Below are 25,192 nucleotides of genomic sequence, written 5' to 3' on the forward strand. Positions count from 1 at the left end.
TCTGGAAAAAGCGAGCCCACCGGGCCACGGCCCGATGGGCGCACGCGTTTTCTGAAAGTATCATGCGAAGAATAAGAAACTCGAGCTCGACGACGATAATCGATCGCACTCCAGCCAATTGCCTCACCTATCGCGATGTAATCTCCCGGCAACGAGCCTCGCGCAGCCCCGTCAAAGCGTCGCGCCGCAACAGTATCGGGCAGGTGTTGCCGAGATAGTAGCTATTATCGCTGGTCTCGCGTGCGACCTGTGCCACGACGGCCGTGCCGAGTGTTTTCCAGCAGGCTTCCGTGAGCGCCGCCGCGGCCTTGGCTTCATTCCAGTCCGGAGGCCGGTCGAATGCGGCAATGACGGCGGTCGTGAGATCCGGATCCGCGCAGACCGCCGCATCCGTTTCGGCAGACGCCTCGACCGCGACGGCGAAAAACGGCGCCGCGGCCGAGCGGTTGAGCTTGCGCCCGATGAGACGGGCGGCGTCACGCGCGAGGTCGGCGCGCGCCGTCCCGCCGCTCTTAGGCGTCGTGCGCACGAAGTCCTCCAGCCCCCGGCGGCACTCGGAGGCCCCGTAAGATTCGTCAAGGCAGTCGCCGAACGCGGACAGGCCGACCGACGTGCGCAGGGCCAGGAATTTCGGGTTGTCGGTCAAGACCTGAAACGTCGTGGCATAGTGCTCGAGTGCCGCCAGCCGATCGCCAAACGGACGCGACGACGTTGCAAGTGGGGTCAGTTCGCCGATCGCGGCTTGTTCGGCCAGCGAAGCCCAGTGGGCGTCGCGCGCCGTCGGCTTCACCGTTGTCAGCTGGCTGCGGAGTTCGCTCCAGCTCTTGGCGGCCGCCAGTGCGTCGAGTTCGGCCATCACGGGATCGGCTGCAGGAGCCGGCACGGCCTCGGTGGCGCGCTTGTCGACGTCGGCGAGCAGCGCCGCCGCTTGTGGCGTCGGCGGGCCGGCGGGCGTGGTGCGGTCGCTTCGGTTGAGGATGATTTCGCCGACGACCTGGTCGTAATAGGCCGGCGTCTGGTCGCCACCGACACTCGCCGCCAATTGCTTGACTTCGATTTGCAGGCGCTTGGCAATCTGCACCAGCGTCAGGTCCGGCTCCGCCAGCCAGCGGACGAGATTTCGCGTGAACACGGAGTTGGCGACGCGCTCGGCGTTGGACAGCCGGTCGAGCGCAGTCTGTTTGGCGCCGGCGGAGAACATGATGAACACGCCCTCGGCAGGCGTCATCGCGGCAAGCCCGCCGCTGCCTTTGAGCCCGCGTCCGCCTGGTCGATCGAACGGATTGTTGCGGCAGGCGTCGAGCACCAGCACGGCGGTGCGGGCGCCGCGCGCCTGCAGCCGGTCGATGATCCGATCGGCTGGAAACGCGGAATCTCTGATCAGTTCCTCCTGTCCTTCGCGGACCTCCGGGATGTCTGTCGGCAGCAGGTAGTTCTGGCCGCGGATCTCGAAGCCATGTCCGGCGAAGAAGAACAGCGCGACATCGCCCGGCTCGATCGCCTTGTCGAAGGCGAGCAACGCCTCGCTCATGGCCCGGCGCGACTGGTTCTCGGCGAGGATCACGGAGAAGCCGAGCCCACGCAGGGCGGCGCCGACCGCGCGGGCGTCGTTGACGGCGGTCTGCAGCCGCGGGACACTCTGATAGGCGTTGTTGCCGACCAGCAGGGCGACGCGTTTCTCCGCGCGCGCGGTCGTGGCGAAGCCGATCGCGACGCTCAACGCGAGGATCGCAAGGCACGCGTTTATTTTCGACATGGCAGTTCTCGTCGATGCTTTGGCGGGCGCATGGAGCGGCTTTCTCCTCCGGTTGGCCAAAATTGCTCGGTGATTGAGCGCCATTATCCGTCAAGCCATTGTTTGGGAGCTCTGTGGCCGGATAATGTGCACGCTGTGGGTCGACAGGCCGCGAATTCCACCACGGGGGCTTAGCCGGCGATGAGCGGAAGCTTCAAACATAAGGGCCGCCTCGCGGTTCGTTCACGCCCAGCATAATTTTTCAGCGACCTGCTGGGGCGCGATGAGTTCAAGATGAATTGTCATCGCGCCTTAGCTCGTTGTTCAGTATGGTCTTTTTGGAAATTCGGTGTGCTCCCGTCGGGGCGTGGCCTGAGGGGATGGTTTTCCGGATCGTGCCCTAGGCGATACGGTAGAGGAACGTGGCGGCGATCGTCCACAAGCCGAGGCCGATTGCGACATAGCCGAGCACGGTCTGATAGGGCACGATGATGGCTCTGATCTGCTCACCGCGCTCTGCCGCCTTGGCGTTGTGGTTGAAAATGTGCTTGGTCAGCAGCGCGTAGCCGAGCAGCAGGCCGAGCGACGCGTTCAGCAGGCCGGTCGCCAGGTAGGTCAACCACCAGACCGGCACGTAGGTGAACCAATTCAGGTTGAGGACTGCGCTGATGATGATCCAGGCGCCCCACAGGCAGGTTATGAATCCGAACCATCCCTGGTAGGGGACCATCATATCGATATATTCCTTCGCGTCCGGACGCCTCGCGACGATGCTCGAAGCGGCCGCCAGAGCGCCGAGCGCGAGCAAAACCAGCCCAGTAATCAGACCTGACATTGGATTCCTCTCTTTCATGACAAAACAGTGCAGATATTGCGGTGAGATTTCGAAACGGACCTCGGCCGCCGCCACCGCATCACGATAGAGAGACGGACGGGTGGGCATTTTTCTTCACGCGAGTTGTCGTCGATACGTGCCCAGCCAAAGATCCGGCTAAAGGAGATCGCCGATCGCGGACCTGAGGCGTGCCGAGGACGGCCTACCCGTGACCGCCGCCTTGGCTTCGACCTCTACGATCAACGTGTCGTCTGCCAGCTTGACGTCGGCCTGATCGGCGTCGCGGATGACGACGCGCCGCAGTTTGGCGGCGATGACCTCACGTGCGATCGGCGAGGTGAGCATCTCAGCCAGGGTTATTCCGGTGACGGCGATGGCGTCTGCCATGGCGGACCATTCGGCGGCGTCGGCGGAAAGGCGCGGCGCGTCGAGCGATATCGCAAGCGCGGGAGCGCCCGCGCGCCTGAGCTTGCGCCCAAGCGACTCAGCCTCGGTCTCGGCCTGCTCTTTCGTTGCCTTTTTCACAACGAGCGGCTCGGCGTCCTGGTCGCGATACGCATCGGCCGAACCATCTGGCAATTTGTCGCTGAATATCAGGATCCGCCCCGTTTCGTAGATCCGAAGAACCGAGACGCCGTCGTCGCGCTTGAGCGCGATCGAATTGTATGGCGCCTGCTCGGCGGTCAAGGCCAGGATTTCTTCAGAGCCGTCGAAGCGCACCTTGACCGGTGTGCCCATGCGGTCGATCACCAAGCCGATCAATCCGTTGCCGCTGCTGTAATGCCCGATGCGGAGCGGCGGACCTGTCTCCGCGGCGAGAACGTCATGACCCGCAATCAAGCTGAGGGCAGCACCGACGACGGCCGCTCGGAAACGTCCGGACATGGCAGACCTCACAGCATCACGACAATCCGCGGGATGCGGTATCGTTGATGAGCGCGGCGAGAGATGAGAAACAAATACGGAGTTTTTGCGGCCGATGCCGACGTTGAGCGGAGCGCATTTATTGTTCTAGAATATTTCGATCAGGACGCACCGCGCCCAGGTGCCGCAATGGCGCCGGAAAAATCACGATCGCTGTCCGTCAATCCCTAGGTCGGCCGCAATGGCCCGACACGGTGCACGCGCGGGACGCGCATGATCATCTCATTCGGAGTTATCCGTCATGAATTTCCACGTCGGTATCGCCCTCGTCGGGCTCTCGATCATCTCCTCGATCGCGTTTGCACAATCGTTGAAGGACAAGGAGTATTTCGCGGACCAGGAGAAATATCTCGCGGGAGAGGTCACCACCACGAACGAGCGGTGCGGCAACGGTCTAACGGCGAAGTTTGACTGGTCGAAGCCGCCGGCGCCGGAGGAGCGGAAAATCTACAGTGCTTACGGCTACTGCGGCGCAGCGCTCGAGGCTATGCGGCGCGTCTGCGACTCCCAGGCCGGCAAGGAAGCCGTCAAACAGAAGGTCAAAAGCCTGACCTGTAGTTTTGGGCCGAAGCGAACGGTTGTCATCAAGGATGGTACGATCGACTATGAGGTGAATTTCAACTCGAGCAACGATGCGGACTATGTGTTCGAATATCTGCAAAACAATCTGTGAGCGTCCACGGAATGTTTGTGCGGCCCTCAATCTGTCCGAACTGTTGCGGTGGCGAAGCGCATCGAAGCGAGAGAAGATGCGGGCGCTTCGGCAAATCGTTGTTGCGTAGCTTATCGTGGCAGATCTGCCGCCAGCCTACTTCGTGCCGTAGGCGCGGTCGCCGGCATCGCCGAGGCCCGGCAGGATGAAGCCGTTGCGGTCCAGCCCTTCGTCGATCGCGGCAAGCCAGATCGGAACATCCGGGTGAATGCCGCGCATCCGCTCAACGCCTTCCGGCGCACCGATGAGACAGACCAGTCGAATGTCGTTGGCACCGCGCTCTTTCAGCCGGTCGACCGCGGCGACGGCGGCGTTCCCCGTTGCCAGCACCGGCGCGATCACGATCACCAGGCGCTCATGCAGATCGCTCGGCGCCTTGAAGAAATACTCCACCGCCGTGAAGGTCTCCGGCTCGCGATAAAGGCCGATATGCGCAATGCGCGCGGTCGGCACCAAGTCGAGCATGCCTTCCGCAAACGTCACGCCGGCACGCAGCACCGGCGCGAACACCAGCTTCTTGCCCGCGATCTGCGGCGACTTCATCTGCGCGAGCGGCGTTTCGATTTCGATATCGGCCAGCGGCAGGTCGCGGGTGACCTCGTAGCAAAGCAGCATCCCGATCTCCTTGAGGAGTTCGCGGAACGACTTTGTTGAAATATCCTTCTTCCGCAGCAGTGTCAGCTTGTGCTGGACCAGCGGGTGATTAACGATTGTAACGCCTTCCATGTTGTGACCTCGGATCTAGAGCATGATCCGGAAAAGTGTGAAGCGGTTTTCCGAAAAGATCATGCTCAAACAAAGACCTAAAGCGCGATGACGATTCATCCAAATCTCATCGCGCTTTAGAAAACCGTGCCGTCGCTGACGACCTTCACCGGGGGCGACGCGTCGGCGCGGCGTTCGCGCGCCAGCCGCCGGCCCGCAGCCCAGGTGCCGCCCTCGAGGATCTTCGCTAGCGGCATCGACGTCGCATCTTGCCCAAGCCGGTGCCGGACACCATCGGCGAGGCGGTCGAGCAGCGCCACCGTCAGCGCGCGCCATTCCACGACAAGCGGTGAGGCGACCTCATGCTCTTGCTGCGCCGCTTCGGCGTCGCGAAACACGAGCACGCCGCTATCGACGAACAGCCCGCCATTGCGATATTCGGCAAGGCCGGTGAGGCCGTCGATATCGGTCACGTCGATGCCGAACGTCTGCAACGGCTCGATAAGAGAGTACGCCAGCCATTGCGAGAGTTTGTGCAGCGGCACCAGGCCGCTGGTTGCGTCGGCCGTCGTCAATGCCGGATGCCGCCAGCAATCGCCGAGCGCGATCCCGCCCAGCGTCAGCCGGGATGGCCAGATCGGCCCGAGTTGCTGCAGCAGTTCCGTCAGGATCGTGGGGGCGGGCAGCTTTCCATTTTCTGCCAGCGTCGCCAGCCGGTCGAACAGGCCGCCGGGCCGCGGCGTGTCGTGGCTGGCGAAGATGTCCGGTTTCGAGGCGACCAGCCGGCCGAGGCGACGCAACAGGTCGGCGCGGCCGTCCGTCCCGATCAAGGGATTGACCTCCGAGACCTGCATGCCGCGCTCGAGGTCGGCAACGCCGAGATTGCTGAGCGTGTCGGCATCGACACGCAAGGGCTCGCGGGGGCCGGCCGAAAATGCGCCGCCGGTGAACATGGCAAGACTGGCCAGCCCCAGACCTTCCGATCGGCCGATGGCCGATCCGGTTTTGGGATCGCGGTAGCGCCAGGATGGGCCAGCACCGGCATCGAGGAAAACGCTGACGATAGCCAGGTCGAATTCGGCCCGCGCTCGCGCCGCGCGATCGAACCAATCGGTCCGGTCCGCAACATCAGCCCATCGGTTGTCACCGTTCGCGACGAAGTGCCGCCAGCGCGAATGAAACGGCACATCGAACGAAGGATAGGCTTGGCGCGTTGTTTCCAGCACCAGATCAATGGCGCTGTCGAGCCGATCGAGATCAATACGGAAGTTCGGAAGCCGGTCGTCCAGACCGATCGCGAGCATGCGATGCGCGCGCTCGCGCACCGCCTTCGCGCTCAACAACGTCAAAGCGGCTGACGCCTCCGGGTTGGCAAGGGACAAGGCCGCCGCCTCTCTCAATAGTTTTCGAGCGGACGACCGAGCGGGTTGTCCGGATCCTGCTGCGGCTCGGGCGTGTAGTATCCCGCGGCTTTCTTTGCCGCGATTTCCACGTGCGCGTCGGCCGGAATCATATCGTCGGGAATGGGCACACGCTCGACGATTTCGATGCCCTGACCGGTCAGCGCGTCGTACTTCATGTCGCTCATGGAGACGAAACGGTCGATCCGCTTCAACCCGAGCCAGTGCACCACATCCGGCATCAGCTGCTGGAAGCGGGCATCCTGCACGCCGGCGACGCATTCGGTGCGCTCGAAATACTGGGCCGCTGCGTCGCCGCCTTCCTGGCGCTTGCGGGCGTTGTAGACCAGAAACTTCGTGACTTCGCCGAGCGCGCGGCCTTCCTTGCGATTATAGATGATGATGCCAAGCCCGCCGCCTTGGCCGGCGCGTGCGCATTCCTCGATGCCGTGAATCAAATAGGGGCGGCAGGTGCAGATGTCGGAGCCAAACACGTCGGAGCCGTTGCATTCGTCGTGCACGCGGCAGGTTATCCTGGTCGTGTGGTCGGGCAGCTTGCTGACGTCGCCGAACAGATAGGCCGTCGTGCCGCCGATCGGCGGCAGGAAGACCTGCAGGTCGGGCCGTGTCACCAGTTCGGGAAACATGCCTGCGGTCTGCTCGAACAATTGCCGGCGCAGATTGTTCTCGGTGGTGGCGAAGCGTGCCGCGAGGCCAGGCAGATGCCAGACCGGGTCGATCGCAATCTTGACGACGGAAACGCTGCCGTTCTTGTGCACGACGTCGCCATCCTGCTTGAGCCGTCCGGCTTCGACCGCGGCCTGTAGCTCGGGCAGATCGAGACGGGCACGCGTGATGGCAATGCTTGGACGGATGTCGACGCCCTCGGCGATCTCGCTGGCGAAGGTTTCGGCGGCAAGATGTCCCCATGGATCGAGCGAGACGATCCGCTGCGGCTCGGCCCATTGCGGAAACGGTCCGATCGGCTCGGCAGGGTGGGTGTTGGTCAGATCCGGCCGCTTGAGGGGATCGAGCGCGCCGGATGATACAGCGAGCGCGCGGTAGACCGAGTAGGACCCGCCATGCGTGCCGATCACGTTACGGTCCGCCGGGCGTGACACCGTGCCAATGATGGGCCCGCGCTCGCGGGCGCTGGCCGCGCCCCAGGTGATCGGGAATTTGAGTTTCGCACCCGGTGCCGGGTGCGACGTAATGCGAATATGATCAATCCGATTGGAACGAGTCATCGCCACGAACCCCAAAACGGCGACGGCCCGCCTGAACAGACGGGCCTGGTCACCAATATTGAAATCTCAGCAGCGGTTGCGGCTGAGACAGTAGTATAATCAGATACCGGCTGAACACAACGGCGATTTCGGCCACCCGCCGGCTACCTGCTGTTAACCTTTTGCAATGCGGGGACGGCGCTGCCGGCGCTTGCGCGCCCGGCGCACGAGAGGCCCAAATCGTCTTATCCCGCTGACCGAAGTGAACACAGCAGCAGGGAACGCGTCGCGTAAGTCAGGTCCGCATCTTGGCTCAATTCGACCGAGCGTGCCGAAAATACTCTACGTGAGACGTTCGGCAACTGGCTCGCTGATGAGGTCAGAACGAAGATCGCCGAAAAACATCACGCGCGATCTTGGCGCGAGCCACGCGGCCAATAGCTGCATTGTCGCAACGCATTAGCTGCGAAAAATTTTCCGTTAACGCTGCCTTTGACGCGGCGCACGCTGCAAATAGTTGCGCGATGGCACTTGACGAATTCGCAAAATCCTGTGCATACCGCTGCCCCACAAAACGCCGTCGATCTCGCCGGCGCTGTTCAAGGACCGAAACCGTGTTGCGATTGCGCTCACATATCGTCGCGAAAGCCGCCGCCGCGCTGCCGTTTAATCGGCCGTGCGATTGGTCGTGCATGTCCGCGACGGAACAAGGTCCGAGCTATCTGACCAAGCCCGATTATCTCGGGACCGGCAGGATAGCAGGCAGAACTTAACAGGCAGCGGGAATCCACCCTCTGCCAAACAGGCGGAGGGCAACATGGCCCGCAACGGCACCACCAAGAACGGACTCGAGAAGCGTACCCGCGAGAAGAATTTCTCCTCGCCGGTCATGCTCGCCTTCGTGCGCACCGTCGTGGCGCGCCGCGGCATTTCCGAGACCGAAGCCCGCCAGATTTACCTCGACTACATCAACCGGCCTCGGCCGGCATGTCACCGGGGCTGCCGCGAGATGACGTGAAGTGATTTCGAATACAGGACGATCGCCCCTGCAAGGACATAAGGCGATCCGCTGACCGGTACCGGTCTCCTTCAGTGGAGCGGCAAACGGTGGTTTCAGGCAGCGATCGCTTTTTTTTGGCCGGGCTTTCCCCGGCCGTTTGTAGATTTCACGCCGGCGTAGCACAGCGGAAGTGCGGCGCTTTCGTAAAGCGAAGGTCGGGAGTTCGATCCTCTCCGCCGGCACCATCGCCCCCTAGCTTGAGGCGCTCTCCCCAAAAATATCGAAAACAACCCCATGCAAAGTAGCAGGTCACCGCCGGCATTCGCCAAAGCAACTTGACACGTCGGGCAAATCAGGGGCATTTTTCGATTATTCCGAAATCGTGTGCGCTCCCGTCGCCTCGCAACGGCAGGCGCTTCCGTCGCGCTTGCCGACGAAAAATCCTCATTTCGCTCCACTAGCCCAACCGGTAGAGGCGACGGACTTAGAATCCGTGCGTTGGCGGTTCGAATCCGTCGTGGAGCACCAGCATTGCAATTCAATGCCTTAATGCGCGCTTAGCTCAGCGGGAGAGCGCCTGCTTCACATGCAGGATGTCGGCCGTTCGATCCGGCCAGCGTGCACCAATTCGCGTCCGTAGCTCATTTGAGGAGAGCGCCGCTGTGACATGGCGGAGGTGGCAGGGGCAGAGCCTGCCGGACGCACCATCAATTCCTCTCGTAGCTCAGTGGCAGAGCAATCGCTTGATAAGCGATCGACGGATGTTCGATTCATCACGGGAGGACCAACAGCATGGGAGGTCATCATGAGCGAGAACTTAGCCGCCGGCGTTCACCGTCTCTCCGCCGAGAGCCAGGCCGCGCTTGCGCGGCCAAAGGCGAGGGGCGAGGCCATCATGGCGCGCCACATCAAACCGGGGCGGCTGGCCGCCGCACCCATCAAGCCGATGGATCCGGAGCGTTAAACCTGAATGGAGATGGAGCGGATTGTTAACCCGTGCGCACGTGGTTCGAAACCACCCGGATCCTCCACAGCGGACCTGTGCCCCCAGCGGCCAAGGGAGCGGATTCTTAATCCGTCGCGAAAGCATCGTCGGTTCGAGTCCGACCAGGTCCTCCAAACCACAGCGCGCTCGTGGCGAAACTGGTAGACGCGCCGTCTTGAGAGGGCGGTGGGAGACCATGCCGGTTCGATCCCGGCCGAGCGCACCAATTGCCCATGTTCCCATCTGGCGAAGGGACCGGATTGTCGATCCGGGAAGGCGAGTTCGATCCTCGTCATGGGCGCCAATTCCAGGATGTAGCTTAGTCCAACTGCGACCACGAAGAAGGTACGCTCCCTCTCCCGCTTGCGCGGGAGGGTTGGGGTGGGGGTATCTCCACGAGCGACACTGCCCGAGTGGAGAGAGCCCCCACCCGGATCGCATCTTCCGATGCGATCCGACCTCCCCCGCAAGCGGGAGAGGTGAAGCACCGTGCGCGGCCAAACCGATCTAATCAAAATCATCACGCTCAACGGTAGAGCCGGCTGCTCATAGCGGTCCCAATATCGGTTCAAGTCCGGTGGCGCCCACCACCGCCAAAGAGAGGAGAGGGCAATGTTTACAGCAAACCCGGTTCTTGTCCTCAACGCCGACTTCCAGCCGCTCAGCTACTTCCCCTTGTCGCTGTTTGGCTGGGAGGACGCCGTCAAGGCGGTCGTGAAGGGATCGCATGTCGTCGTCGCGGAATACGACGAAGTGGTCCGCAGCCCCTCGACGGTGATGCGGCTGCCGTCGGTCATCGCGCTGCGCGAGTATGTGCGGCCACCGGTTCGCGTCGCCTTCACGCGGTTCAACGTCTTTCTCCGCGATCGCTTCCGCTGCCAGTATTGCGGCGACCAGCATCTGCGCGGCGAACTGACGTTCGACCACGTCGTGCCGCGGGCCGACGGCGGCCAGACCTCCTGGACCAACATCGTGGCGGCCTGCAGCCCCTGCAACACGCGCAAGGACCGCCTCCACCTCAAGCCGCTGCGCAGGCCGTTCGAGCCGACGCAGCACGACCTGATGGCGGCGCAGCGTCTGTTTCCGCCGAACTTTCTGCACGAGACCTGGCGCGACTATCTGTACTGGGATGTCGAGCTCGAGGAGTAACGGCGCCTGCGGCGAGTTGCCGCCGCCGGCGTAGCATCACCACGTAGCTCAACTGGATGAGTACGACCCTCCGAAGGTCGAGGATGCAGGTTCGAGTCCTGTCGTGGTGGCCAATCCGGACAGTGAACCGGCGCGCCGCCGGCCTCGATTGGAAGTCGAGTGGGCCCTTCGGCGCTGGGGATCAGGGCCTCCGCTGTCCGCCACCTTGGAGAGTCAACCGGACAGGCGCGCCGGCACGGCTTCGAACACCGATGGCACCGCAAGGTGTGAGGCTCAGGTCCTCGGCTCTCCGCCAATTTAGACCAAAGCTGGCGGAGAGCTTGAGGTCCGCTTGTACGCTGATAGCGGCCCAAAAGTAGACAAGCCGGGATGTCCGTTGCGGGCCAAGAGGGTGCGTCGGCGCGAGAGCCAGCAGCTGGTGTTAAGTTGTCCGCTCTATGATACAATTTCATCATGGCACAGCTTGCGACATCACTCTACGACCTCAGCGTTCCGACCTTCCTGCAGACCGCAAGGGCCGTCGGAGGCTTTCTCGATCGCACGACCACACATTGCGCCGAGACCGGGGCTGGCCTGGAAGAAGTTGTGAAGGCTCGCCTCTTCCCCGATATGGCACCTTTTCACTTCCAGATCGAAGCCCTGACGCATCATGCAGTATGGGGGATGGAGGCTGTGAAGACCGGCGTGTTCGCCCCACCGCCGCTGGTCGGCGTGATGCCGTTTGCCGACCTACGAACGATGGTCGGCCACGCAATAGTGGCGCTGGAAGCGTTCTCTTCCGATGAGGTCAATAGTTGGTCCGGCAAGAATCTGGATATCGAAATCTATCAGCCGCTCGACGTGGACAATCCCACAACTTCGGGCTGGGTCCCGCGGATATTGGCCCTCACGCCAGAGACTTTCCTCCTCTCGTACTCACTACCCAACTTCTATTTCCATGCTGTGACCGCGTACAACATCCTGCGCACGCGGGGCGTGCCGCTTGGAAAATATCATTTCCAGGGACAGTTGCGCACCAGACCGGTCTAAGCCACCGGCGCATGCACTCTAATGGAGGCGAGTAGTCGGCTATCAGACCATGCATCTTGCCGACGGCATGCGCCCATAGATGCCCGCTCCGGGTCAAAATCCGAAAGCTCACATTGAGCGCAACTGGTCTGCTGTGCTCCCGGAAGCGGTCGTCCCATCCGGTCATTCATAAGTACGCCCTGGTCTCGGGCCAACCAGGGCAACGATCGCGCCAGGCCGGATGTACGCCGGCGCCGCCGAGGAGTTTGCAGCCTTGGCACTCTTTATCGCAGGCAGATCGGTTAGGCATCCATGCGGTCTCATAAGCCGCGTTGAGCCCGGTGCACCCCCGGGGCCTGCAACCAATCTGGGTAACGTCAAGTCTGGGGACTGAGCGGGCCTGTAAAGCCTGCGCCTTTGTGCCTGCCTGGTTCGATTCCAGGGTTACCCACCATCAATGCGGACGTAGCTGGAAGGTCGAGCACCTGAGTGCCACTCAGGAGATTCGGTTTCGATTACCGACGTCCGCGCCATCCAGCCCAGTTAGCAAATCTGGTGATTGCACGCGTTTGAAGAACGCAGGAGGCCAGTTCAAATCTGGCGCTGGGCACCATTTTCGGGGCAGGCAGCGGGCTGCAGTTGATCCTTGCAAGATCGACGTCCGGAGTTCGACTCTCCGTTGCTCCACCATCTCATTCCCGTCGAGCCATCTCGGTGAGGGCGCTCCGCTGTTAACGGAGGAAGGCACGTTCGAATTGTGCGGCGGGAGCCACTTCGGAACTGGACACTCCAAACCTGCTGTTTCTTGCGCTCGAAGCGGTGACGAGCATGCGCCGTGACCCGGTCTGATCTAGCTCGTCAAGGGCTTAGGCGCCAAGGAACCGGACGATGTGGTCGCAGAACGTACTCTCAGCTTCGTCAGCAACGAAGTGACCGCTGTCCTCGACGACGACGCCCACATGTCGGTCGCATCGCGGCGCGAGTTGCTGGGCGAGCTTGTCGCCGACGCTGTGGCGACCACCGATCGTCATCACCGGCATGATAAGCCGGCGATCAATTAACGAAGCCACCAGGGCGGCGTCGGCCTTGAGCGCCGGATAAAGGTTGAACCCGGCCGTCATCCCCCGGCTTTGCGTAATGCGAGGCGTATTCGGAGATCGCCTCGTCGGTCACCGCGTCCTTGCGATGAGACCACGACTTGATCTGAGCCGCGATATAGCTCGTAGGATGGGTTGAGCCCTTGCGAAACCCATCAAAGCGCCGCTCACAGAGCGATGGGTTTCGCAAGGGCTCAACCCATCCTACATGCTGCCGGCAAGGCCATTTAGCTCGTCCATTGCATCGTCCGGTAAATCGAGTTCGGCTGCGGCGAGATTCTCGCGCAGATGCACGACGGACGAGGTGCCGGGGATAGGGAGGATGTTGGGCGCGCGTCGAAGCAGCCAGGAAAGCGCTACCTGCATGGGTGTTGCACCGAGGCGAGCAGCGACATCGGTTAGAGTGGACGATTGCAGGGGAGTGAACCCGCCGAGCGGAAAGAACGGCACGTAGGCGATGCCGTCCCGGGCAAGGTCGTCGATCAAGGAGTCGTCAGACCTGTGGGCCAGATTGTATTGGTTCTGCACGCAGACGATCTTGCAAATCTTGCGTCCTTCCGCGACCTGCGTGGCGGTCACGTTGCTCAGTCCAATATGCCTTATCAGGCCCTGACGTTGCAGATCCGCCAAGACGTTCAGCGGCGCTTCGATCGAGCCCTCGGCCGGACCATGCCGGTCGATCATGACGCGAAAGTTGACGACATCGAGTGCGTCGACCCCGAGATTGCTCAGATTGTCGTGGACCGCCTGGGTGAGCTCTTCGCGCGAGAAGGCCGGATTCCATGAAGCGTCCGCGCCACGCCGAGCCCCGATTTTGGTGTCGATGACGAGATCCTTGGGGTAGGGGTGCAGCGCCTCACGGATCAACTGGTTTGTGACATGCGGGCCGTAGAAGTCGGCGGTGTCGATATGGTTCACGCCCGATGCGATGGCCGCTCGCAGCACAGCCAATGCCGCGGCGCGATCCTTGGGCGGACCGAACACGTGGGGGCCAGCAAGCTGCATGGCACCGTAGCCAAGCCGCTTCACGCGGCGGTCTCCGAGGTCAAAGCTGGCAGTCGTGGCGGTGTTGGGCATAGGTCATCTCCATAAAACCGATGGTCGGTAGGTAGACGTTGCCCGCGTGCTCGATAACTGGGTACAATCCGAACGGGTCGTTCGGAGAGGCGAACAGTGAAAATCGATCTGGGTGAACTGAACGCTTTTGTGACTGTCGCGTGGGCCGGAGGCTTCCGCGACGGAGCTCGGTCGAGCGGGCCAGTGCGCCAGGACTCAGCGAAGCGGTAACCAGGCTGGAAGCGCAACTCGGCGTCAGGTTGTTGAACGAACGACGCGGACCGTGGTGCCCACCGAGGCGGGGCCCCTCTTTCGAGGACTGACTGTCGACTTCCTGCCATCGTCTAGCGGCAAGGACACCCGGTTCTCAGCCGGTCGGCGCGGGTTCGAGTCCCGCTGGCAGTACCATATCCAACTTCCCGTAGCTCAACTGGATGAGTAGCGCGCTACGAACGCGAAGGTATGCAGGTTCGAGTCCTGCCGGGAAGGCCAATCATCATCAGCGTGTAGGGGAGCCTGGCCGTCCCTACCTGCCTTGGAAGCAGGGGATCGGTGGTTCGAATCCACCCACGCTGACCATCATCGCGCGCTGACCGATCGGTTAGGTGACGGATTCTGAATCCGTTCAGACAGGTTCGATTCCTGTGCGCGCTGCCAATTCGGCCCTGTGGCGAAACAGGAACGCGGCGGTCTGCAAAACCGCTATGAGCCGGGGCAGCACCGGCCGGGGCCTCCAACATGTGCTCGTGGACCAACTGGATGGTCAGCCGTCTTCTAAACGGCCCTATGCTGGTTCGAGTCCAGCCGAGCGCGCCATCACCATCTGAATTGGAGAGTTGGCCGAGCGGCAAGGCAACGCGGTGCTAACGCGTCGAGTCCTCACGGGACGCACAGGTTCGATCCCTGTACTCTCCGCCATCCTACGAACGCCACGGGCGGGCCCGTCGCGATCGAAGCGGCTATTTGCGGGCTGGCGTAGTGGGCTGCGTGCCTGTCTTCCAAACGGGAGGTGCCGGTTCGATCCCGGCCGCCCGCGCCAACCTGCCATCGCCTGGTGCCAAGGGCACAGCGCTTTCAACGCTGGACTTCACGGGTTGAACTCCCGTTGGCAGGACCAAATTACAAGACCAGATCTTTGGGCGCGTCGCCAAGCTGGCCAAGGCGCCGGATTTTGATTCCGGTTACCGCAGGTTCGAGTCCTGCCGCGCTTGCCAATTCCTCGCGGGGCCTCGGCAGGGAAGGGGCCGGCTCTCATAAGGCTGGAGTGGCGGGTTCGACCCCCGCACCCGCGACCATTTCCTGTCGCCAGCTACGCGGCAGGTGACCATTCAATCTTTCCTGACTTCGTTCAATGGCAGGATGCTCGGTTGTGGACCAGGAGATGCGGAGTTCGATTCTCCCAGTCAGGACCAGATACCGGCTTAGTTCAGTGGCAGAACGCGGGCCTCCAAAACCCGATGTCGACTGTTCGATTCAGTCAGCCGGTGCCAAACTTCTCATGCAGCAGCGGCCACAGCCGGTCGGGCTTGAACGGCGTCGCGGTGAAGCGAATGCCGGTGGCGTTAGCAATCGCGTTGCCGAGCGCGGCGGCGACCGGATTGTAAGGGCTTTCGCTCATCGATTTGGCGCCCATCGGCCCCAGCGTATCGGACGTGTCCGCGAACAGCACTTCGGTGCGGGGAATGTCGGCAAAGGACGGCAAATGATAGTCGCGAAATTGGGGATTGATGACCCGCCCGTTGTCATCGATCACCATTTCCTCGTAGAGCGCCGCGCCCAGCGATTGCGCGACGCCGCCTTCGACCTGGCCGCGGCACTGCATCGGGTTGGCGACGCGGCCGGCATCGGCCGCCTGCACGCTCCTGAGGATCCTGAGTTCGCCGGTATATTTGTTCACGGCGACACGAAAGCCCTGCACATTGAAAGTGACGGAGCGCGGCGTGCCGGTCGAATTGCCGCTGGCGCTGAGAACCTTGCCGAGTGCGTGCGCCGATGCGGCAAGCTGGGAATAGGGGGTGCGGCGCCCGGCGCAGACCGCGGCATGGTCGTCGAGGCTGCACGCTTCAGGAGTTTCGCCCGACAGTGACGCCGCGAATTGCTTGAGCTGGCCGGCCAGCGCCTCGGCCGCAGCCTGGGTCGCGCGGCCCGCGACAAAGGTCCCGGCGCTGCCATAGGCGCCGGTGTCGTGGCCGCCATGCGCCGTGTCGGATTGCATGAGATGGACGCGATCGACGGTCGTCGCCAGCGCGGACGCGGCGATCTGGCGATGCACGGTGCTGGTGCCATTGCCGAATTCGGCGGTGCCGACGGTGAGGTCGAAGCCGCCGTCTTGGCGCAGTGAAATGCTGCAATCGGCGAAGTGACCGGCCGGCGGCACGGTATCGATCATGGTCAGCGCGATGCCGTCGCCGGTCAACCAGTCCGCGGAGAGCGCTGACGCCGACGTCCCGGCAGCCATCGCCTGCTCGACTAGGTCGAGGCATTGATCGAGGCCATAGCTGCCATAGAACACGTCATGATATTTGGATGCCGGCGGCGACAGCATGGGATCGCCCGGCTTGACGATATTGCGGCGTCGCATCTCGAACGGATTGATGCCGAGCTGCTTTGCCAGCTCGTCGATCGCGGCCTCGACGGCGATCAGCGTCTGCGGCAGGCCATAGCCGCGAAAGGCGCCGGCGGGCACGGTGTTGGTGTAGGCGGCGATGCCGTCGACCTTCTTGTTGGGACAGTTATAGACGCCGATGCATTCATTGACCGAATGAAACAGCACCGGGCCGGCGTGGTTGCCGTAGGCGCCAGTATTTGAGAGGACGTCGAGCTGCAGCGCCGTCAGCTTGCCGTCCTTGTCGGCGCCGGCCCTGACGGTGACCTGCATCGGATGCCGCGTCGAGGTCGCGATGAATTGCTCTTCCCGCGTCAGTTCGAATTTGACCGGGCGGCCGGTCTTGAGCGCGGCGAGCGCAAGAATATCCTCGACGAACATTTCCTGCTTACCGCCGAACCCGCCGCCGACGCGCTCGCAAAATACCCGCACCTTGTCGGGCGGCAGGCCAAAGAGGTCGGCAAGGGTACGCCGGGTGAGGAATGGCACCTGCGTGGAGGAGCGGACGTTGAGGATTCCATCAGCGTCGACCCAGGCAATGCCGCCATGAGTTTCCAATGCCGCATGCTGGACCCGCTGGGTCGTGAAAGTGCCTTCATAGCTGACGGCGGCCTGCGCCCGGGCTGCCGCGACGTCGCCGAATTCGCCGTGGATTTCCGCCACGATATTCCGGCCTGCGTTCGCGACGCGATTTTCGGTTGTCTTGTCGCCGTGCAGCACAGGCGCGTCGGGCGCGATCGCGGCGACGGGATCGATCACCGCCGGCAGGATTTCGTAGTGAACCTCGAGCCGGCGGCAACCTTCCTCGGCAGCGGCTTCGGTCTCGGCGATGACAGCGGCAACTTTCTGCCCGATAAAGCGCACGACATTGTCGAGCACCTTTGTATCGTCTGGGTCCATCCAGTCCCATTCATGCCGCGCGGTCGAGAACAGGCGGTCCGGTGCGTCTTCATGCGTCAGCACCGTGTGCACGCCTGATACGGCGAGTGCTGTGCCCTTGTCGATCGAAATGATTTTTGCGTGCGGATGCGGCGAACGCAGCATCTTGATGTGCAGCAGACCTTCCGGCGTAACATCGAACGTATAGCGCGCCGCGCCGCGCACCACCTGTGGTCCGGCGGGGGCGGGGAGGCTGCGGCCGAAGGCGGTGCCTGCAGCGGCGTCTTCAATGTTGGTCTTGCCGTTCAGCGCATCCTCGATCGAGCGATAGCCGGTGCAGCGGCAGATATTGCCTTTCATCGCGGCGCCGAGGTCCTGCCGCTGCGCCTGGTTCAGCGATGCGCAGGTCAGGATCATGCCCGCGGTGCAGAATCCGCACTGAAATCCCTGCGCATCCAGGAACGCCTGCTGCAAAGGGTGAGTGCCGCTGACCGGCGCAAGGCCTTCGATGGTGGTGACGGTATGGCCCTCGGCGCGGAAGGCCGGGATCAGGCAGCTATGCACGGGCTCGCCGTCCATCAGCACCGTGCAGGCGCCGCAGTCGCCGGCGTCGCAGCCCTTCTTGACGCCGAAATGGCCGAGTTCGCGCAGGAACGTGCGCAGGCACTGGCCGGGCCGCGGCGCTTGCGAAAACTCCGTGCCGTTGATCTGGAACGTCATGCTATGCCGTGACCTGCAATTCGAGGCGGATCTCTTCCGCAAGCCGCAGCGTCATGTGCTTGCGCCATACTGGCTTGCCGTGAACGTCGGTGTGGTAGAGGTCGTCGGCAACGCGCTGCAGAATCGTTTCGTGCAATTCCTTGCCGCTGGGGATTTGCGCAAAGGACAATTGAACAGGCCGCTTGGTCGATGCCGTTATCGTCAGCGCCAGGCCGCCGTCGCTGGTCACGCCGCCGATCAATAGCGCCGCCGAGCGCCCGACCGGCGTCAGCGATATCTGGCGGAATGCCGAACGCCGCCGCAAGGCTGCAAGCGGGATATCGACCTGCCGCAACAGGTCGCCCGGCGCGAGCACGTTGCGCTGGTCGCCAGTGACGAATTCGGCGACAGGTACTTTCCGTTCGCTGCCGCCGGACGGCCAGATGGTGCAAATGCCGTCGAGGGCCGAGGTCAGCGAGATCATCGGCCCTGCCGGCAGCGACATGCAGATGTTGCCGCCGACGGTCGCCGTCTTCCAGATCTTGAACGAGGCGAGAAAGGCGCGGCAGCACTGGTTGATCAGCGGCGCGGCGATCCAGTCCGGCGGGCAGGCCAGCGCATCGAGCTGTGCTACGGTGCAGGTTGCCGCGATGGAGAGCCCGGTCTCATTGATGGTCAGCGCCGGCCATTTCAGGTTGGTCAGATCGATCAGCCGCTTCAGATCGACCTGCGGTTCCGAGAACAGCCAGGTCCCGCCCGCCAGCCAGGCATCGCCTGCCGTCCAGGCGGGCAATTGCTCCCGTGTCGTCGGGTGCGCAACCGCGGTAATGGTGTTCAGGTCCATGGATACGCTTTCAAGCAGGTGCATCTGCGATTATGAAGTCTTGCAAGACCAGCGCCAATTGCCAATGCCGTCGGGATGGCGTTTGCATTGCGTGAAGCGAGACGCCTTTCGCAAATCAGGTGGGATTATGGACCAAACGCAGGCGATCTGGATCAAGGATCCGCTCTCTATTTTCGCCGACGGCGCGGAACGCGGCATTGTGATCAGTGGCGGCAAGATCGTCGAGCTGGTGCCGCGCGCCGGCGAACCTGCGACCGCCAATGCCACTGTATATGACGCCGGCGCCCACGTCGTGCTGCCCGGCCTGATCAACACCCATCACCATTTCTACCAGACGCTGACCCGCGCGCTGCCGGCCGCGCTCGATCGCGAACTGTTTCCGTGGCTGCAGGCGCTGTATCCGGTCTGGGCGCGGCTGACGCCGGAGGCGCTCGATCTCGGCGTCACGGTAGCGATGTCGGAATTGCTGCTGTCGGGCTGCACCACCACGACTGACCATCACTATGTTTTTCCGGCCGGGCTGGAGGATGCCGTTGATATCGAGGTCGCAGCCGCAAGGCGCCTCGGCATCCGCGTGCTGCTGACGCGCGGCTCGATGAACCGGTCGCAGAAGGATGGTGGGCTGCCGCCTGACAGCGTGGTGCAGGACGAGGACACGATTCTGGCCGACAGCGAACGTCTGGTGACAAAACATCACCAGCGCGGCGAGGCTGCGATGACGCAGATCGCACTGGCGCCATGCTCGCCGTTTTCGGTGACGACCTCGCTGATGCGCGCGACCGCCGAGCTGGCAGAGAAGCTCGACGTTCGCCTGCATACGCATCTCGCCGAGACCGAGGACGAGAACAGGTTCTGCGAGCAGATGCATGGCTACCGGCCGCTGGACTATCTCGAACAATGCGGCTGGCTCAATGCGCGGACCTGGCTGGCGCACGGCATCTTCTTCAATCCGGACGAAATGAAGCGGCTCGGCAAGGCCGGGACCGCCATCAGCCATTGCGCCTGCAGCAATCAGATCCTGGCGTCGGGCTGCTGTCCGGTCTGCGAGATGGAGGCGGCGGGGGTGCCGATCGGTCTCGGGGTCGACGGCTCGGCGTCGAACGATGCGTCCAACCTGATGCAGGAGGTCCGTGCCGCGTTCCTGCTGCAGCGGGCGCGCTACGGCGTTTCGCGCGTCAGCCACAAGGATGCGCTGCGCTGGGCCACCAAGGGCTCGGCGGCCTGCATCGGCCGTCCCGAGCTCGGCGAGATCGCGGTCGGCAAGGCGGCCGACCTCGCGCTGTTCAAGCTCGACGAGCTGCGCTTCTCCGGTCACGGCGATCCGCTCGCCGCGCTGGTGCTATGCGGCGCGCACCGCGCCGACCGGGTGATGGTCGGCGGCAACTGGGTGGTGGCGGATGGGGCGATCCCCGGGCTCGATGTGCCGGACCTGATCCGCCGCCACAGCGCCGCCGCGCGTGCGCTGCATGTGGGGTGAAGGCTGCGCCGTCATTGCGAGCGCAGCGAAGCAATCCATCTCACCACCGAAAGGAAGAATGGATTGCTTCGTCGCAAGAGCTCCTCGCAATGACGAGAACCGACTCTTAGGATTACACCCTCGCTCACTTCCCGGGAATCTTCTCGTCGATGCCCTTCACATAAAAGTTCATGCCGAGGATCTGCCCGTCATCGAGATGGGTGCCGCCCTTGCATTCGACTTCCTTGCCGTCCTGGCCGACGACCGGGCATTTGAAGGCATGCAGCTTTCCTTCAGTGAGGGCGGCTTCGGTTTCCATCGCCAGCTTCTTCACGTCGTCGGGCATGTTGGTATAGGGCGCCATGACGACGAGCTTGCTCTTCAGGCCGCCCCAGTAATCTTCCGATTTCCAGGTGCCCTCCAGCTCGGCCTTGACGCGCGCGATATAGTAGGGGCCCCAATTGTTCATGGTCGATGTGAGCTGCGCCTTCGGTCCGAACTTGATCATTTCGGAATCCTGGCCGAACGCCAGCTTGCCGCGCTCCGCCGCAATCTGCATGGCGGCCGGGCTGTCGGTGTGCTGCATGATGATGTCGGCGCCCTGGTCGAGCAGCGCCTTGGCGGCATCGGCTTCCTTGCCTGGATCGAACCATGTGTTGGCCCAGATGATCTTGACCTTGATGTTGGGATTGATCGTCTGTGCGCCAAGCATGGTGGCGTTGATGCCAGAGATGACCTCCGGGATCGGGAACGAGGCGATGTAGCCGAGCACGCCGGTCTTTGACATCTTGGCGGCGATGATGCCCTGGATGTACCGGCCTTCGTAGAATCTTCCCGAATAGGTCGATACGTTCTTGTCGCGCTTGTAGCCGGTGGCGTGTTCGAAATGCACGTTCGGGTATTTTTTGGCGACCTTCAGCGTCGGCTCCATATAGCCGAACGACGTCGTGAAGATCAGCTTGTTGCCGGCGCGCGCCAGCTGCTCGATCGAGCGTTCGGAGTCCGGACCTTCGTTGACGTTCTCCAGGAACGTGGTTTCGACCTTGTCGCCGAGTTCTTTGAGCATTTCGAGGCGTCCGAGGTCGTGCTGGTAGGTCCAGCCGAGATCGCCAACGGGTCCGAGATAGATGAATCCGACCTTGAGCTTGTCTGCGGCGGAAGCGCCGGACAGGCCCGCTCCTGTAACGAGCATCGCCGCGGCCGCTGCGATGAGAATCTTCTTCATGGAACTCTCCGTTTACTGACGGGCGGACTGTCTCTCCCGAAGCGCGGCGCCCCGTCGCGCGCGCATCAAGCATGTTTACCGGTCGGGCACGAACACGGTACCGAGCGCCGCGGGCGCGGTCGAGCCGCCGCTTCGTGCCCGTGAAATCAGGACAAGGACGATGATGGTGGCGAGATAGGGTAAGGCCGACATGAATTGCGAGGGGATGCCGACGCCCCAGCCCTGGGCATGCAGCTGCAGGATCGACACCGCGCCGAACAGATAGGCGCCGATCACGAGGCGTCCCGGCCGCCAGGACGCGAATACGACCAGCGCCAGCGCAATCCATCCGCGCCCGGCCGTCATGCCGGGAATGAAAAACGGCGTATAGGCGAGCGGCAGATAGGCGCCGGCAAGGCCCGCGCAAGCGCCGCCGAACAGCACCGCGAACAATCTGATCCTGAGCACGCCATAACCGAGCGCATGCGCGGAGGTGTGGTTGTCGCCGGCGGCACGCAGAATCAGGCCGGGCCGCGTCCTGTAGAGGAAGAACCAGACGGCAATCACCAGCGCCAGCGAAAGATACACAAAGGCGTCCTCGCCGAACAGGATGCGCCCGACCAGTGGGATATCGGTCAGGCCGGGAATGTATAGATGCGGCGCCAGCGAAATCTTTTCGCCGACGAAGCGGGAGCCGATCAGGCCGGAAAGGCCGATGCCGAGAATGGTCAGCGCGAGGCCCGTCGCGACCTGGTTGACCGCAAGCCCCAGCGTCATCAGCGCGAAGATCAGCGACATCAGCATGCCGGCAAGGATGCCGCAGAGCGCGCCGATGATGACCGAGCCGGAAAGCCAGGCGCCGCCGAAGCCGCAGGCCGCGCCGACGATCATCATGCCCTCGACGCCGAGGTTGAGCACGCCGGCGCGTTCGGTCACGAGTTCGCCGGTCGCAGCCAGCAATAGCGGCGTCGAAGCCGCGAGCACCGCGAGGATGATGGCCTCAATGAGCCCCACTGGTCACCTTTGACGTGAAGACGAGCTTGAAGCGGTAGAGGATCAGGGAGTCGCAGGCGAGTACGTAGAACAGCAGGATGCCCTGGAACACCTTGGTGACATCAAGCGGGATTTTCATTGCGATCTGCGCCTGCTCGCCGCCGATGAAGGTGAGCGCGAGGAAAAGTCCTGCAATTAATATTCCAACCGGGTTCAGCCGCCCCAGAAACGCGACGATGATCGCGGTGAAACCGTAGCCGGGCGAGATTCCGGGCTGCAGGTGCCCCACGGGCCCCGCGACCTCGATGATCCCGGCCAGGCCCGCCAGCGCGCCTGATATCGCGAAGGTCAACAGGATCAACTGGTTGGAATTGAACCCGCCGAAGCGCGCGGCACGCGGCGCGGCGCCGACGACGCGGATTTCAAAACCCGTGATGGTCTTGCTGAGCAGCACCGCGCCGGCGGCGACCACCACCAGCGCAATGATGCCGCCGAGGTGCAGCCGCCCGCCCTCGATCAGCACGGGGACGGTAGCGACCGGATCGAACTCGGCGGTGGTCGGGAAGTTGAAGCCTTTCGGGTCGCGCCAGGGACCGCGTACCAGATAGTCGAGCACGAGGTCGGCGACATAGACCAGCATCAGGCTGGTAAGGATTTCGCTGGCGCCGAACCTGACTTTGCAGATCGCGGGGATCAGGGCATAGAGCGCACCGGCCGCGGCAGCCAGCAACATCATCGCCGGCAATACCCACGGACCGGCGTCGCTGCCCTGCGTCTTCACCGCAAGCCAGCTTCCGGCCACCGCGCCGATCAGGAATTGTCCTTCGGCGCCGATGTTCCAGGCGTTGGCGAGGTAGCAGAGCGAGAGGCCGATCGCGATCATCACCAGCGGGGTTGCCTTCACTGCGATTTCCTGCAGCGAATAGCTGTCGGTGAGGGGATCGATGAAGTAGACGCCGAGCGCGGTGACCGGATTCTTGCCGAGGATCGCAAACAGGATGCTCATGGTGACGAGCGTCATGCCGATCGCGATCAACGGCGATACCAGCGCGATCGTGTTCGACCGCTCGGCGCGCTTTTCAAGCACTAGCTGCATGCGCCGCTTCCTTGTCCAGACTGCTGCCGCCCATCAAAAGACCGAGCTTCTCGCGGCTCACGGCGGCCGTCGGCAATGGCTCCGACAGCCGGCCATGGAACATCACGGCGATGCGGTCGGTGATCTCGGTGAGCTCGTCGAGGTCCTGGCTCGTCACCAGCACCGCGGCGCCGCCGGCGGCGAGATCCAGCAGCGCTTGCCGGATCACGGCAGCGGCGCCGGCGTCGACGCCCCAGGTCGGCTGGCTCACAACGAGCAACCCCGGTTTGCGCAGGATTTCGCGGCCGACGATGAACTTTTGCAGATTGCCGCCGGAGAGGCTGGCGGCCTCGGGATCGCGCCTGGCCTTGCGCACGTCGAAGGTCTCCGTCGCACGGTCGACGGCGTGAAGCGTTGCAGCGGTATTGACGAAGCCGTGTCGGACCATGCCGGAGGCGGCGTGGCCAGTCAGCAGCGCGTTCTCCGAAAGCTTCATGCGCGGCGCGGTGCCGTGGCCCAGCCGCTCCTCGGGAACGAAGGCCGCACCAAGCCTGCGCCGCTGCGTGATCGAAAGGTGCCCCGCGGCCTTTCCGTCGATGACGATGGTGCCGGGGTTATGCGCCAGCCGCTCGCCGGACAGAGCGGCGAAAAGCTCGTCCTGGCCGTTGCCGGCAACGCCGGCGATGCCCAGGATTTCACCGCCCTTGAGCTCGAAGGAGATATGTCGAAGCCGGACGCCGTGCGGATCGTCCGGCTCGAGGCTGAGGCCGTTGACGACGAGCCGCGGCGCTGTGGTTTTCGGGTGGGCGGTGGCCTTCACTTCCTTGACCTCGCCGCCAACCATCATCCGCGCGAGCGAAGCCGCTGTCTCTGCTTTGGGATTGCAGGTCGCGACCTTCTTGCCGCCGCGCAGGATGGTGGCGGTGTCGCAAAGCCGCTTAACCTCTTCCAGCTTGTGGCTGATGTAGAGGATGGCGCGCCCCTCGGCCCTGAGGCGCTCGAGCACACCAAACAGCTGGTCGGCCTCCTGCGGGGTCAGCACCGCGGTTGGTTCGTCGAGGATCAAAAATTTCGGGTCTTGCATCAGCGCGCGCACTATCTCGATGCGCTGGCGTTCGCCGACGGACAATTGCCAGACCTCGCGCCTGGGGTCGAGCGGAAGCCCGTAAACGCGGGATACTTCCTCAAGACGCGCCGAGATGTCCTTGAAGGATTCCTTGCCGTCGAGCCCGAGGGCGACGTTTTCGGCCACGGTGAGATTGTCGAACAGCGAGAAATGCTGGAACACCATGCCGATGCCACGGTTGCGGGCGTCCGACGGTCCGGAGAGGATCATCTTCTCGCCGTGCCAGCGCATCTCGCCTTCGCTCGGCTGGATCAACCCGTAGATGATTTTGACCAGCGTCGACTTGCCAGCGCCGTTTTCGCCGAGCAGCGCGTGGATCTGCTGCGGCCAGATATCGATATCGATCGCCTCATTGGCGAGGAGCGTGCCATAGCGCTTGGTCAGGCCAACCGTCTGGAGCAGCGGGATGGCATCAGCATGCAGCGCGGCGGGCGTCGAATCCAACATGCGTTGTCACGGTCAAAAGGAACGGAAGCCTC

At 63.1% G+C, this 25,192-nt stretch carries 20 protein-coding genes, 25 tRNA genes and 1 pseudogene; 32 read left to right on the plus strand and 14 right to left on the minus strand.

All coding sequences use genetic code 11. The features are described from left to right. Positions 1–127: 127 nt before the first annotated feature. The 3 genes from QA643_RS13970 to QA643_RS13980 all read right to left on the minus strand — a co-directional run bounded on the left by QA643_RS13970 (position 128) and on the right by QA643_RS13980 (position 3,455). Positions 128–1,756, minus strand: coding sequence for a caspase family protein (locus QA643_RS13970; protein WP_283033737.1), 1,629 nt, complete (start codon positions 1,754–1,756; stop codon positions 128–130). Between the two features lie 379 nt (positions 1,757–2,135). After that, positions 2,136–2,570 (minus strand): hypothetical protein, encoded by a 435-nt coding sequence (locus QA643_RS13975; RefSeq protein WP_283033738.1) that lies wholly within the window; start codon positions 2,568–2,570, stop codon positions 2,136–2,138. 156 nt (positions 2,571–2,726) lie between these two features. After that, complete coding sequence (locus QA643_RS13980; RefSeq protein ID WP_283033739.1) at positions 2,727–3,455, minus strand: DUF4908 domain-containing protein; 729 nt, start codon at positions 3,453–3,455, stop codon at positions 2,727–2,729. 280 nt (positions 3,456–3,735) lie between these two features. On the opposite strand from QA643_RS13980, the gene QA643_RS13985 reads away from it, so the two are divergent. Further along, a complete protein-coding gene (locus QA643_RS13985) occupies positions 3,736–4,167 on the plus strand; it encodes a hypothetical protein (RefSeq protein WP_283033740.1) in 432 nt (143 codons plus the stop codon). Between the two features lie 135 nt (positions 4,168–4,302). On the opposite strand, the gene upp is transcribed toward QA643_RS13985, so the two are convergent. From upp to QA643_RS14000, 3 genes are all read right to left on the minus strand, one after another. Then, positions 4,303–4,932: a uracil phosphoribosyltransferase gene (upp, locus tag QA643_RS13990; RefSeq protein ID WP_283033741.1), complete on the minus strand. Its 630-nt coding sequence runs from the start codon at positions 4,930–4,932 to the stop codon at positions 4,303–4,305. Positions 4,933–5,048: 116 nt separating this feature from the next. Further along, on the minus strand, positions 5,049–6,215 hold the full coding sequence (locus QA643_RS13995; RefSeq protein ID WP_283034800.1) for a URC4/urg3 family protein: 1,167 nt from the start codon (positions 6,213–6,215) through the stop codon (positions 5,049–5,051). 92 nt (positions 6,216–6,307) lie between these two features. Beyond that, positions 6,308–7,558: a GTP cyclohydrolase II gene (locus tag QA643_RS14000; protein WP_283033742.1), complete on the minus strand. Its 1,251-nt coding sequence runs from the start codon at positions 7,556–7,558 to the stop codon at positions 6,308–6,310. A 796-nt stretch (positions 7,559–8,354) separates the two neighbouring features. Between QA643_RS14000 and QA643_RS14005 the strand changes: the two genes are divergently transcribed. From QA643_RS14005 to QA643_RS14080, 16 genes are all read left to right on the plus strand, one after another. Beyond that, complete coding sequence (locus QA643_RS14005) at positions 8,355–8,555, plus strand: hypothetical protein (RefSeq protein ID WP_283033743.1); 201 nt, start codon at positions 8,355–8,357, stop codon at positions 8,553–8,555. 152 nt (positions 8,556–8,707) lie between these two features. Continuing rightward, positions 8,708–8,782, plus strand: a tRNA-Thr gene (locus QA643_RS14010). Between the two features lie 206 nt (positions 8,783–8,988). Next, positions 8,989–9,065: transfer RNA gene (locus QA643_RS14015), tRNA-Leu, on the plus strand. A 23-nt stretch (positions 9,066–9,088) separates the two neighbouring features. Beyond that, positions 9,089–9,163 (plus strand) — tRNA-Val (locus QA643_RS14020). 4 nt (positions 9,164–9,167) lie between these two features. Then, positions 9,168–9,244 (plus strand) — tRNA-Val (locus tag QA643_RS14025). Between the two features lie 6 nt (positions 9,245–9,250). After that, positions 9,251–9,324 (plus strand) — tRNA-Ile (locus QA643_RS14030). A gap of 18 nt (positions 9,325–9,342) precedes the next feature. Then, a complete protein-coding gene (locus QA643_RS14035) occupies positions 9,343–9,501 on the plus strand; it encodes a hypothetical protein (protein WP_283033744.1) in 159 nt (52 codons plus the stop codon). Between the two features lie 71 nt (positions 9,502–9,572). After that, positions 9,573–9,656, plus strand: a tRNA-Lys gene (locus QA643_RS14040). 9 nt (positions 9,657–9,665) lie between these two features. Next, positions 9,666–9,748 (plus strand) — tRNA-Leu (locus QA643_RS14045). 3 nt (positions 9,749–9,751) lie between these two features. Then, a tRNA-Asp gene (locus tag QA643_RS14050) sits at positions 9,752–9,826 on the plus strand. A gap of 308 nt (positions 9,827–10,134) precedes the next feature. Further along, complete coding sequence (locus QA643_RS14055; protein WP_283033745.1) at positions 10,135–10,671, plus strand: HNH endonuclease; 537 nt, start codon at positions 10,135–10,137, stop codon at positions 10,669–10,671. A gap of 37 nt (positions 10,672–10,708) precedes the next feature. Beyond that, positions 10,709–10,784: transfer RNA gene (locus QA643_RS14060), tRNA-Arg, on the plus strand. A gap of 340 nt (positions 10,785–11,124) precedes the next feature. Then, positions 11,125–11,700, plus strand: a complete 576-nt coding sequence (locus tag QA643_RS14065; protein ID WP_283033746.1) for a DUF1993 domain-containing protein — start codon at positions 11,125–11,127, stop codon at positions 11,698–11,700. A gap of 348 nt (positions 11,701–12,048) precedes the next feature. Then, positions 12,049–12,133, plus strand: a tRNA-Tyr gene (locus tag QA643_RS14070). A 5-nt stretch (positions 12,134–12,138) separates the two neighbouring features. Next, positions 12,139–12,212, plus strand: a tRNA-Gly gene (locus QA643_RS14075). Positions 12,213–12,216: 4 nt separating this feature from the next. After that, positions 12,217–12,292: transfer RNA gene (locus QA643_RS14080), tRNA-Phe, on the plus strand. A gap of 253 nt (positions 12,293–12,545) precedes the next feature. On the opposite strand, the gene QA643_RS14085 is transcribed toward QA643_RS14080, so the two are convergent. Together QA643_RS14085 and QA643_RS14090 are read right to left on the minus strand one after the other, a co-directional pair. Then, positions 12,546–12,800: a hypothetical protein gene (locus QA643_RS14085; RefSeq protein ID WP_283033747.1), complete on the minus strand. Its 255-nt coding sequence runs from the start codon at positions 12,798–12,800 to the stop codon at positions 12,546–12,548. 180 nt (positions 12,801–12,980) lie between these two features. Continuing rightward, positions 12,981–13,853, minus strand: coding sequence for an aldo/keto reductase family oxidoreductase (locus QA643_RS14090; protein ID WP_283033748.1), 873 nt, complete (start codon positions 13,851–13,853; stop codon positions 12,981–12,983). A gap of 96 nt (positions 13,854–13,949) precedes the next feature. Between QA643_RS14090 and QA643_RS14095 the strand changes: the two are divergent. The 14 genes and pseudogenes from QA643_RS14095 to QA643_RS14160 all read left to right on the plus strand — a co-directional run. Continuing rightward, positions 13,950–14,136, plus strand: a pseudogene (locus QA643_RS14095) (LysR family transcriptional regulator); the annotation flags it as partial. Positions 14,137–14,165: 29 nt separating this feature from the next. Then, positions 14,166–14,240, plus strand: a tRNA-Glu gene (locus QA643_RS14100). Between the two features lie 7 nt (positions 14,241–14,247). Beyond that, positions 14,248–14,324, plus strand: a tRNA-Arg gene (locus QA643_RS14105). 8 nt (positions 14,325–14,332) lie between these two features. Beyond that, a tRNA-Pro gene (locus QA643_RS14110) sits at positions 14,333–14,411 on the plus strand. Between the two features lie 4 nt (positions 14,412–14,415). Beyond that, positions 14,416–14,489, plus strand: a tRNA-Gln gene (locus QA643_RS14115). Between the two features lie 4 nt (positions 14,490–14,493). Beyond that, positions 14,494–14,568: transfer RNA gene (locus QA643_RS14120), tRNA-Cys, on the plus strand. Positions 14,569–14,572: 4 nt separating this feature from the next. Continuing rightward, a tRNA-Arg gene (locus tag QA643_RS14125) sits at positions 14,573–14,648 on the plus strand. Positions 14,649–14,662: 14 nt separating this feature from the next. Further along, positions 14,663–14,750 (plus strand) — tRNA-Ser (locus QA643_RS14130). Between the two features lie 47 nt (positions 14,751–14,797). Then, positions 14,798–14,871, plus strand: a tRNA-Gly gene (locus QA643_RS14135). A 1-nt stretch (position 14,872) separates the two neighbouring features. Beyond that, positions 14,873–14,949, plus strand: a tRNA-Glu gene (locus tag QA643_RS14140). 20 nt (positions 14,950–14,969) lie between these two features. Further along, positions 14,970–15,046: transfer RNA gene (locus QA643_RS14145), tRNA-Gln, on the plus strand. A 6-nt stretch (positions 15,047–15,052) separates the two neighbouring features. Continuing rightward, positions 15,053–15,127 (plus strand) — tRNA-Met (locus QA643_RS14150). A 42-nt stretch (positions 15,128–15,169) separates the two neighbouring features. Next, positions 15,170–15,244: transfer RNA gene (locus tag QA643_RS14155), tRNA-His, on the plus strand. A 3-nt stretch (positions 15,245–15,247) separates the two neighbouring features. Next, a tRNA-Trp gene (locus QA643_RS14160) sits at positions 15,248–15,322 on the plus strand. Here QA643_RS14160 and QA643_RS14165 read toward each other — a convergent pair. Together QA643_RS14165 and QA643_RS14170 are read right to left on the minus strand one after the other, a co-directional pair. After that, positions 15,310–18,036, minus strand: coding sequence for a molybdopterin cofactor-binding domain-containing protein (locus QA643_RS14165; protein ID WP_283033749.1), 2,727 nt, complete (start codon positions 18,034–18,036; stop codon positions 15,310–15,312). The two genes, QA643_RS14160 and QA643_RS14165, sit on opposite strands and share 13 nt — an antisense overlap. A gap of 1 nt (position 18,037) precedes the next feature. After that, positions 18,038–18,859, minus strand: a complete 822-nt coding sequence (locus QA643_RS14170; RefSeq protein WP_283033750.1) for an FAD binding domain-containing protein — start codon at positions 18,857–18,859, stop codon at positions 18,038–18,040. 127 nt (positions 18,860–18,986) lie between these two features. Between QA643_RS14170 and QA643_RS14175 the strand changes: the two genes are divergently transcribed. Continuing rightward, positions 18,987–20,336 (plus strand): 8-oxoguanine deaminase, encoded by a 1,350-nt coding sequence (locus tag QA643_RS14175; protein ID WP_283033751.1) that lies wholly within the window; start codon positions 18,987–18,989, stop codon positions 20,334–20,336. A 124-nt stretch (positions 20,337–20,460) separates the two neighbouring features. Here the strand turns inward: QA643_RS14175 and QA643_RS14180 are convergent, their stop codons facing one another. The 4 genes from QA643_RS14180 to QA643_RS14195 form a co-directional block, all read right to left on the minus strand. Then, positions 20,461–21,540, minus strand: coding sequence for a BMP family ABC transporter substrate-binding protein (locus QA643_RS14180; RefSeq protein WP_283033752.1), 1,080 nt, complete (start codon positions 21,538–21,540; stop codon positions 20,461–20,463). 75 nt (positions 21,541–21,615) lie between these two features. After that, positions 21,616–22,533, minus strand: a complete 918-nt coding sequence (locus QA643_RS14185; RefSeq protein ID WP_283033753.1) for an ABC transporter permease — start codon at positions 22,531–22,533, stop codon at positions 21,616–21,618. Next, positions 22,520–23,608 carry an ABC transporter permease gene (locus tag QA643_RS14190; RefSeq protein WP_283033754.1) on the minus strand — a complete coding sequence of 363 codons (1,089 nt, stop codon included), beginning with the start codon at positions 23,606–23,608 and terminating at the stop codon, positions 22,520–22,522. The genes QA643_RS14185 and QA643_RS14190 overlap by 14 nt, the downstream gene beginning before the upstream one ends. Then, positions 23,592–25,160 (minus strand): ABC transporter ATP-binding protein, encoded by a 1,569-nt coding sequence (locus QA643_RS14195; protein ID WP_283033755.1) that lies wholly within the window; start codon positions 25,158–25,160, stop codon positions 23,592–23,594. The genes QA643_RS14190 and QA643_RS14195 overlap by 17 nt, the downstream gene beginning before the upstream one ends. Between the last annotated feature and the right edge of the window lie 32 nt (positions 25,161–25,192).

It is taken from the genome of Bradyrhizobium sp. CB3481, assembly GCF_029714305.1.
In the GTDB taxonomy this organism is placed as follows: domain Bacteria; phylum Pseudomonadota; class Alphaproteobacteria; order Rhizobiales; family Xanthobacteraceae; genus Bradyrhizobium.

Bases quoted from the DNA above. Each gene is read 5' to 3' on its own strand.
- QA643_RS14000 (WP_283033742.1), bottom strand. From the start codon at position 7,558: ATGACTCGTTCCAATCGGATTGATCATATTCGCATTACGTCGCACCCG.
- QA643_RS14195 (WP_283033755.1), bottom strand. From the start codon at position 25,160: ATGTTGGATTCGACGCCCGCCGCGCTGCATGCTGATGCCATCCCGCTG.
- QA643_RS14035 (WP_283033744.1), top strand. From the start codon at position 9,343: ATGAGCGAGAACTTAGCCGCCGGCGTTCACCGTCTCTCCGCCGAGAGC.
- QA643_RS14090 (WP_283033748.1), bottom strand. From the start codon at position 13,853: ATGCCCAACACCGCCACGACTGCCAGCTTTGACCTCGGAGACCGCCGC.
- QA643_RS14190 (WP_283033754.1), bottom strand. From the start codon at position 23,608: ATGCAGCTAGTGCTTGAAAAGCGCGCCGAGCGGTCGAACACGATCGCG.
- QA643_RS14180 (WP_283033752.1), bottom strand. From the start codon at position 21,540: ATGAAGAAGATTCTCATCGCAGCGGCCGCGGCGATGCTCGTTACAGGA.
- QA643_RS13975 (WP_283033738.1), bottom strand. From the start codon at position 2,570: ATGTCAGGTCTGATTACTGGGCTGGTTTTGCTCGCGCTCGGCGCTCTG.
- QA643_RS13995 (WP_283034800.1), bottom strand. From the start codon at position 6,215: ATGCTCGCGATCGGTCTGGACGACCGGCTTCCGAACTTCCGTATTGAT.
- QA643_RS14055 (WP_283033745.1), top strand. From the start codon at position 10,135: ATGTTTACAGCAAACCCGGTTCTTGTCCTCAACGCCGACTTCCAGCCG.
- upp (WP_283033741.1), bottom strand. From the start codon at position 4,932: ATGGAAGGCGTTACAATCGTTAATCACCCGCTGGTCCAGCACAAGCTG.
- QA643_RS14170 (WP_283033750.1), bottom strand. From the start codon at position 18,859: ATGGACCTGAACACCATTACCGCGGTTGCGCACCCGACGACACGGGAG.
- QA643_RS14065 (WP_283033746.1), top strand. From the start codon at position 11,125: ATGGCACAGCTTGCGACATCACTCTACGACCTCAGCGTTCCGACCTTC.
- QA643_RS13985 (WP_283033740.1), top strand. From the start codon at position 3,736: ATGAATTTCCACGTCGGTATCGCCCTCGTCGGGCTCTCGATCATCTCC.
- QA643_RS14165 (WP_283033749.1), bottom strand. From the start codon at position 18,036: ATGACGTTCCAGATCAACGGCACGGAGTTTTCGCAAGCGCCGCGGCCC.
- QA643_RS14005 (WP_283033743.1), top strand. From the start codon at position 8,355: ATGGCCCGCAACGGCACCACCAAGAACGGACTCGAGAAGCGTACCCGC.
- QA643_RS13980 (WP_283033739.1), bottom strand. From the start codon at position 3,455: ATGTCCGGACGTTTCCGAGCGGCCGTCGTCGGTGCTGCCCTCAGCTTG.
- QA643_RS13970 (WP_283033737.1), bottom strand. From the start codon at position 1,756: ATGTCGAAAATAAACGCGTGCCTTGCGATCCTCGCGTTGAGCGTCGCG.
- QA643_RS14085 (WP_283033747.1), bottom strand. From the start codon at position 12,800: ATGACGGCCGGGTTCAACCTTTATCCGGCGCTCAAGGCCGACGCCGCC.
- QA643_RS14175 (WP_283033751.1), top strand. From the start codon at position 18,987: ATGGACCAAACGCAGGCGATCTGGATCAAGGATCCGCTCTCTATTTTC.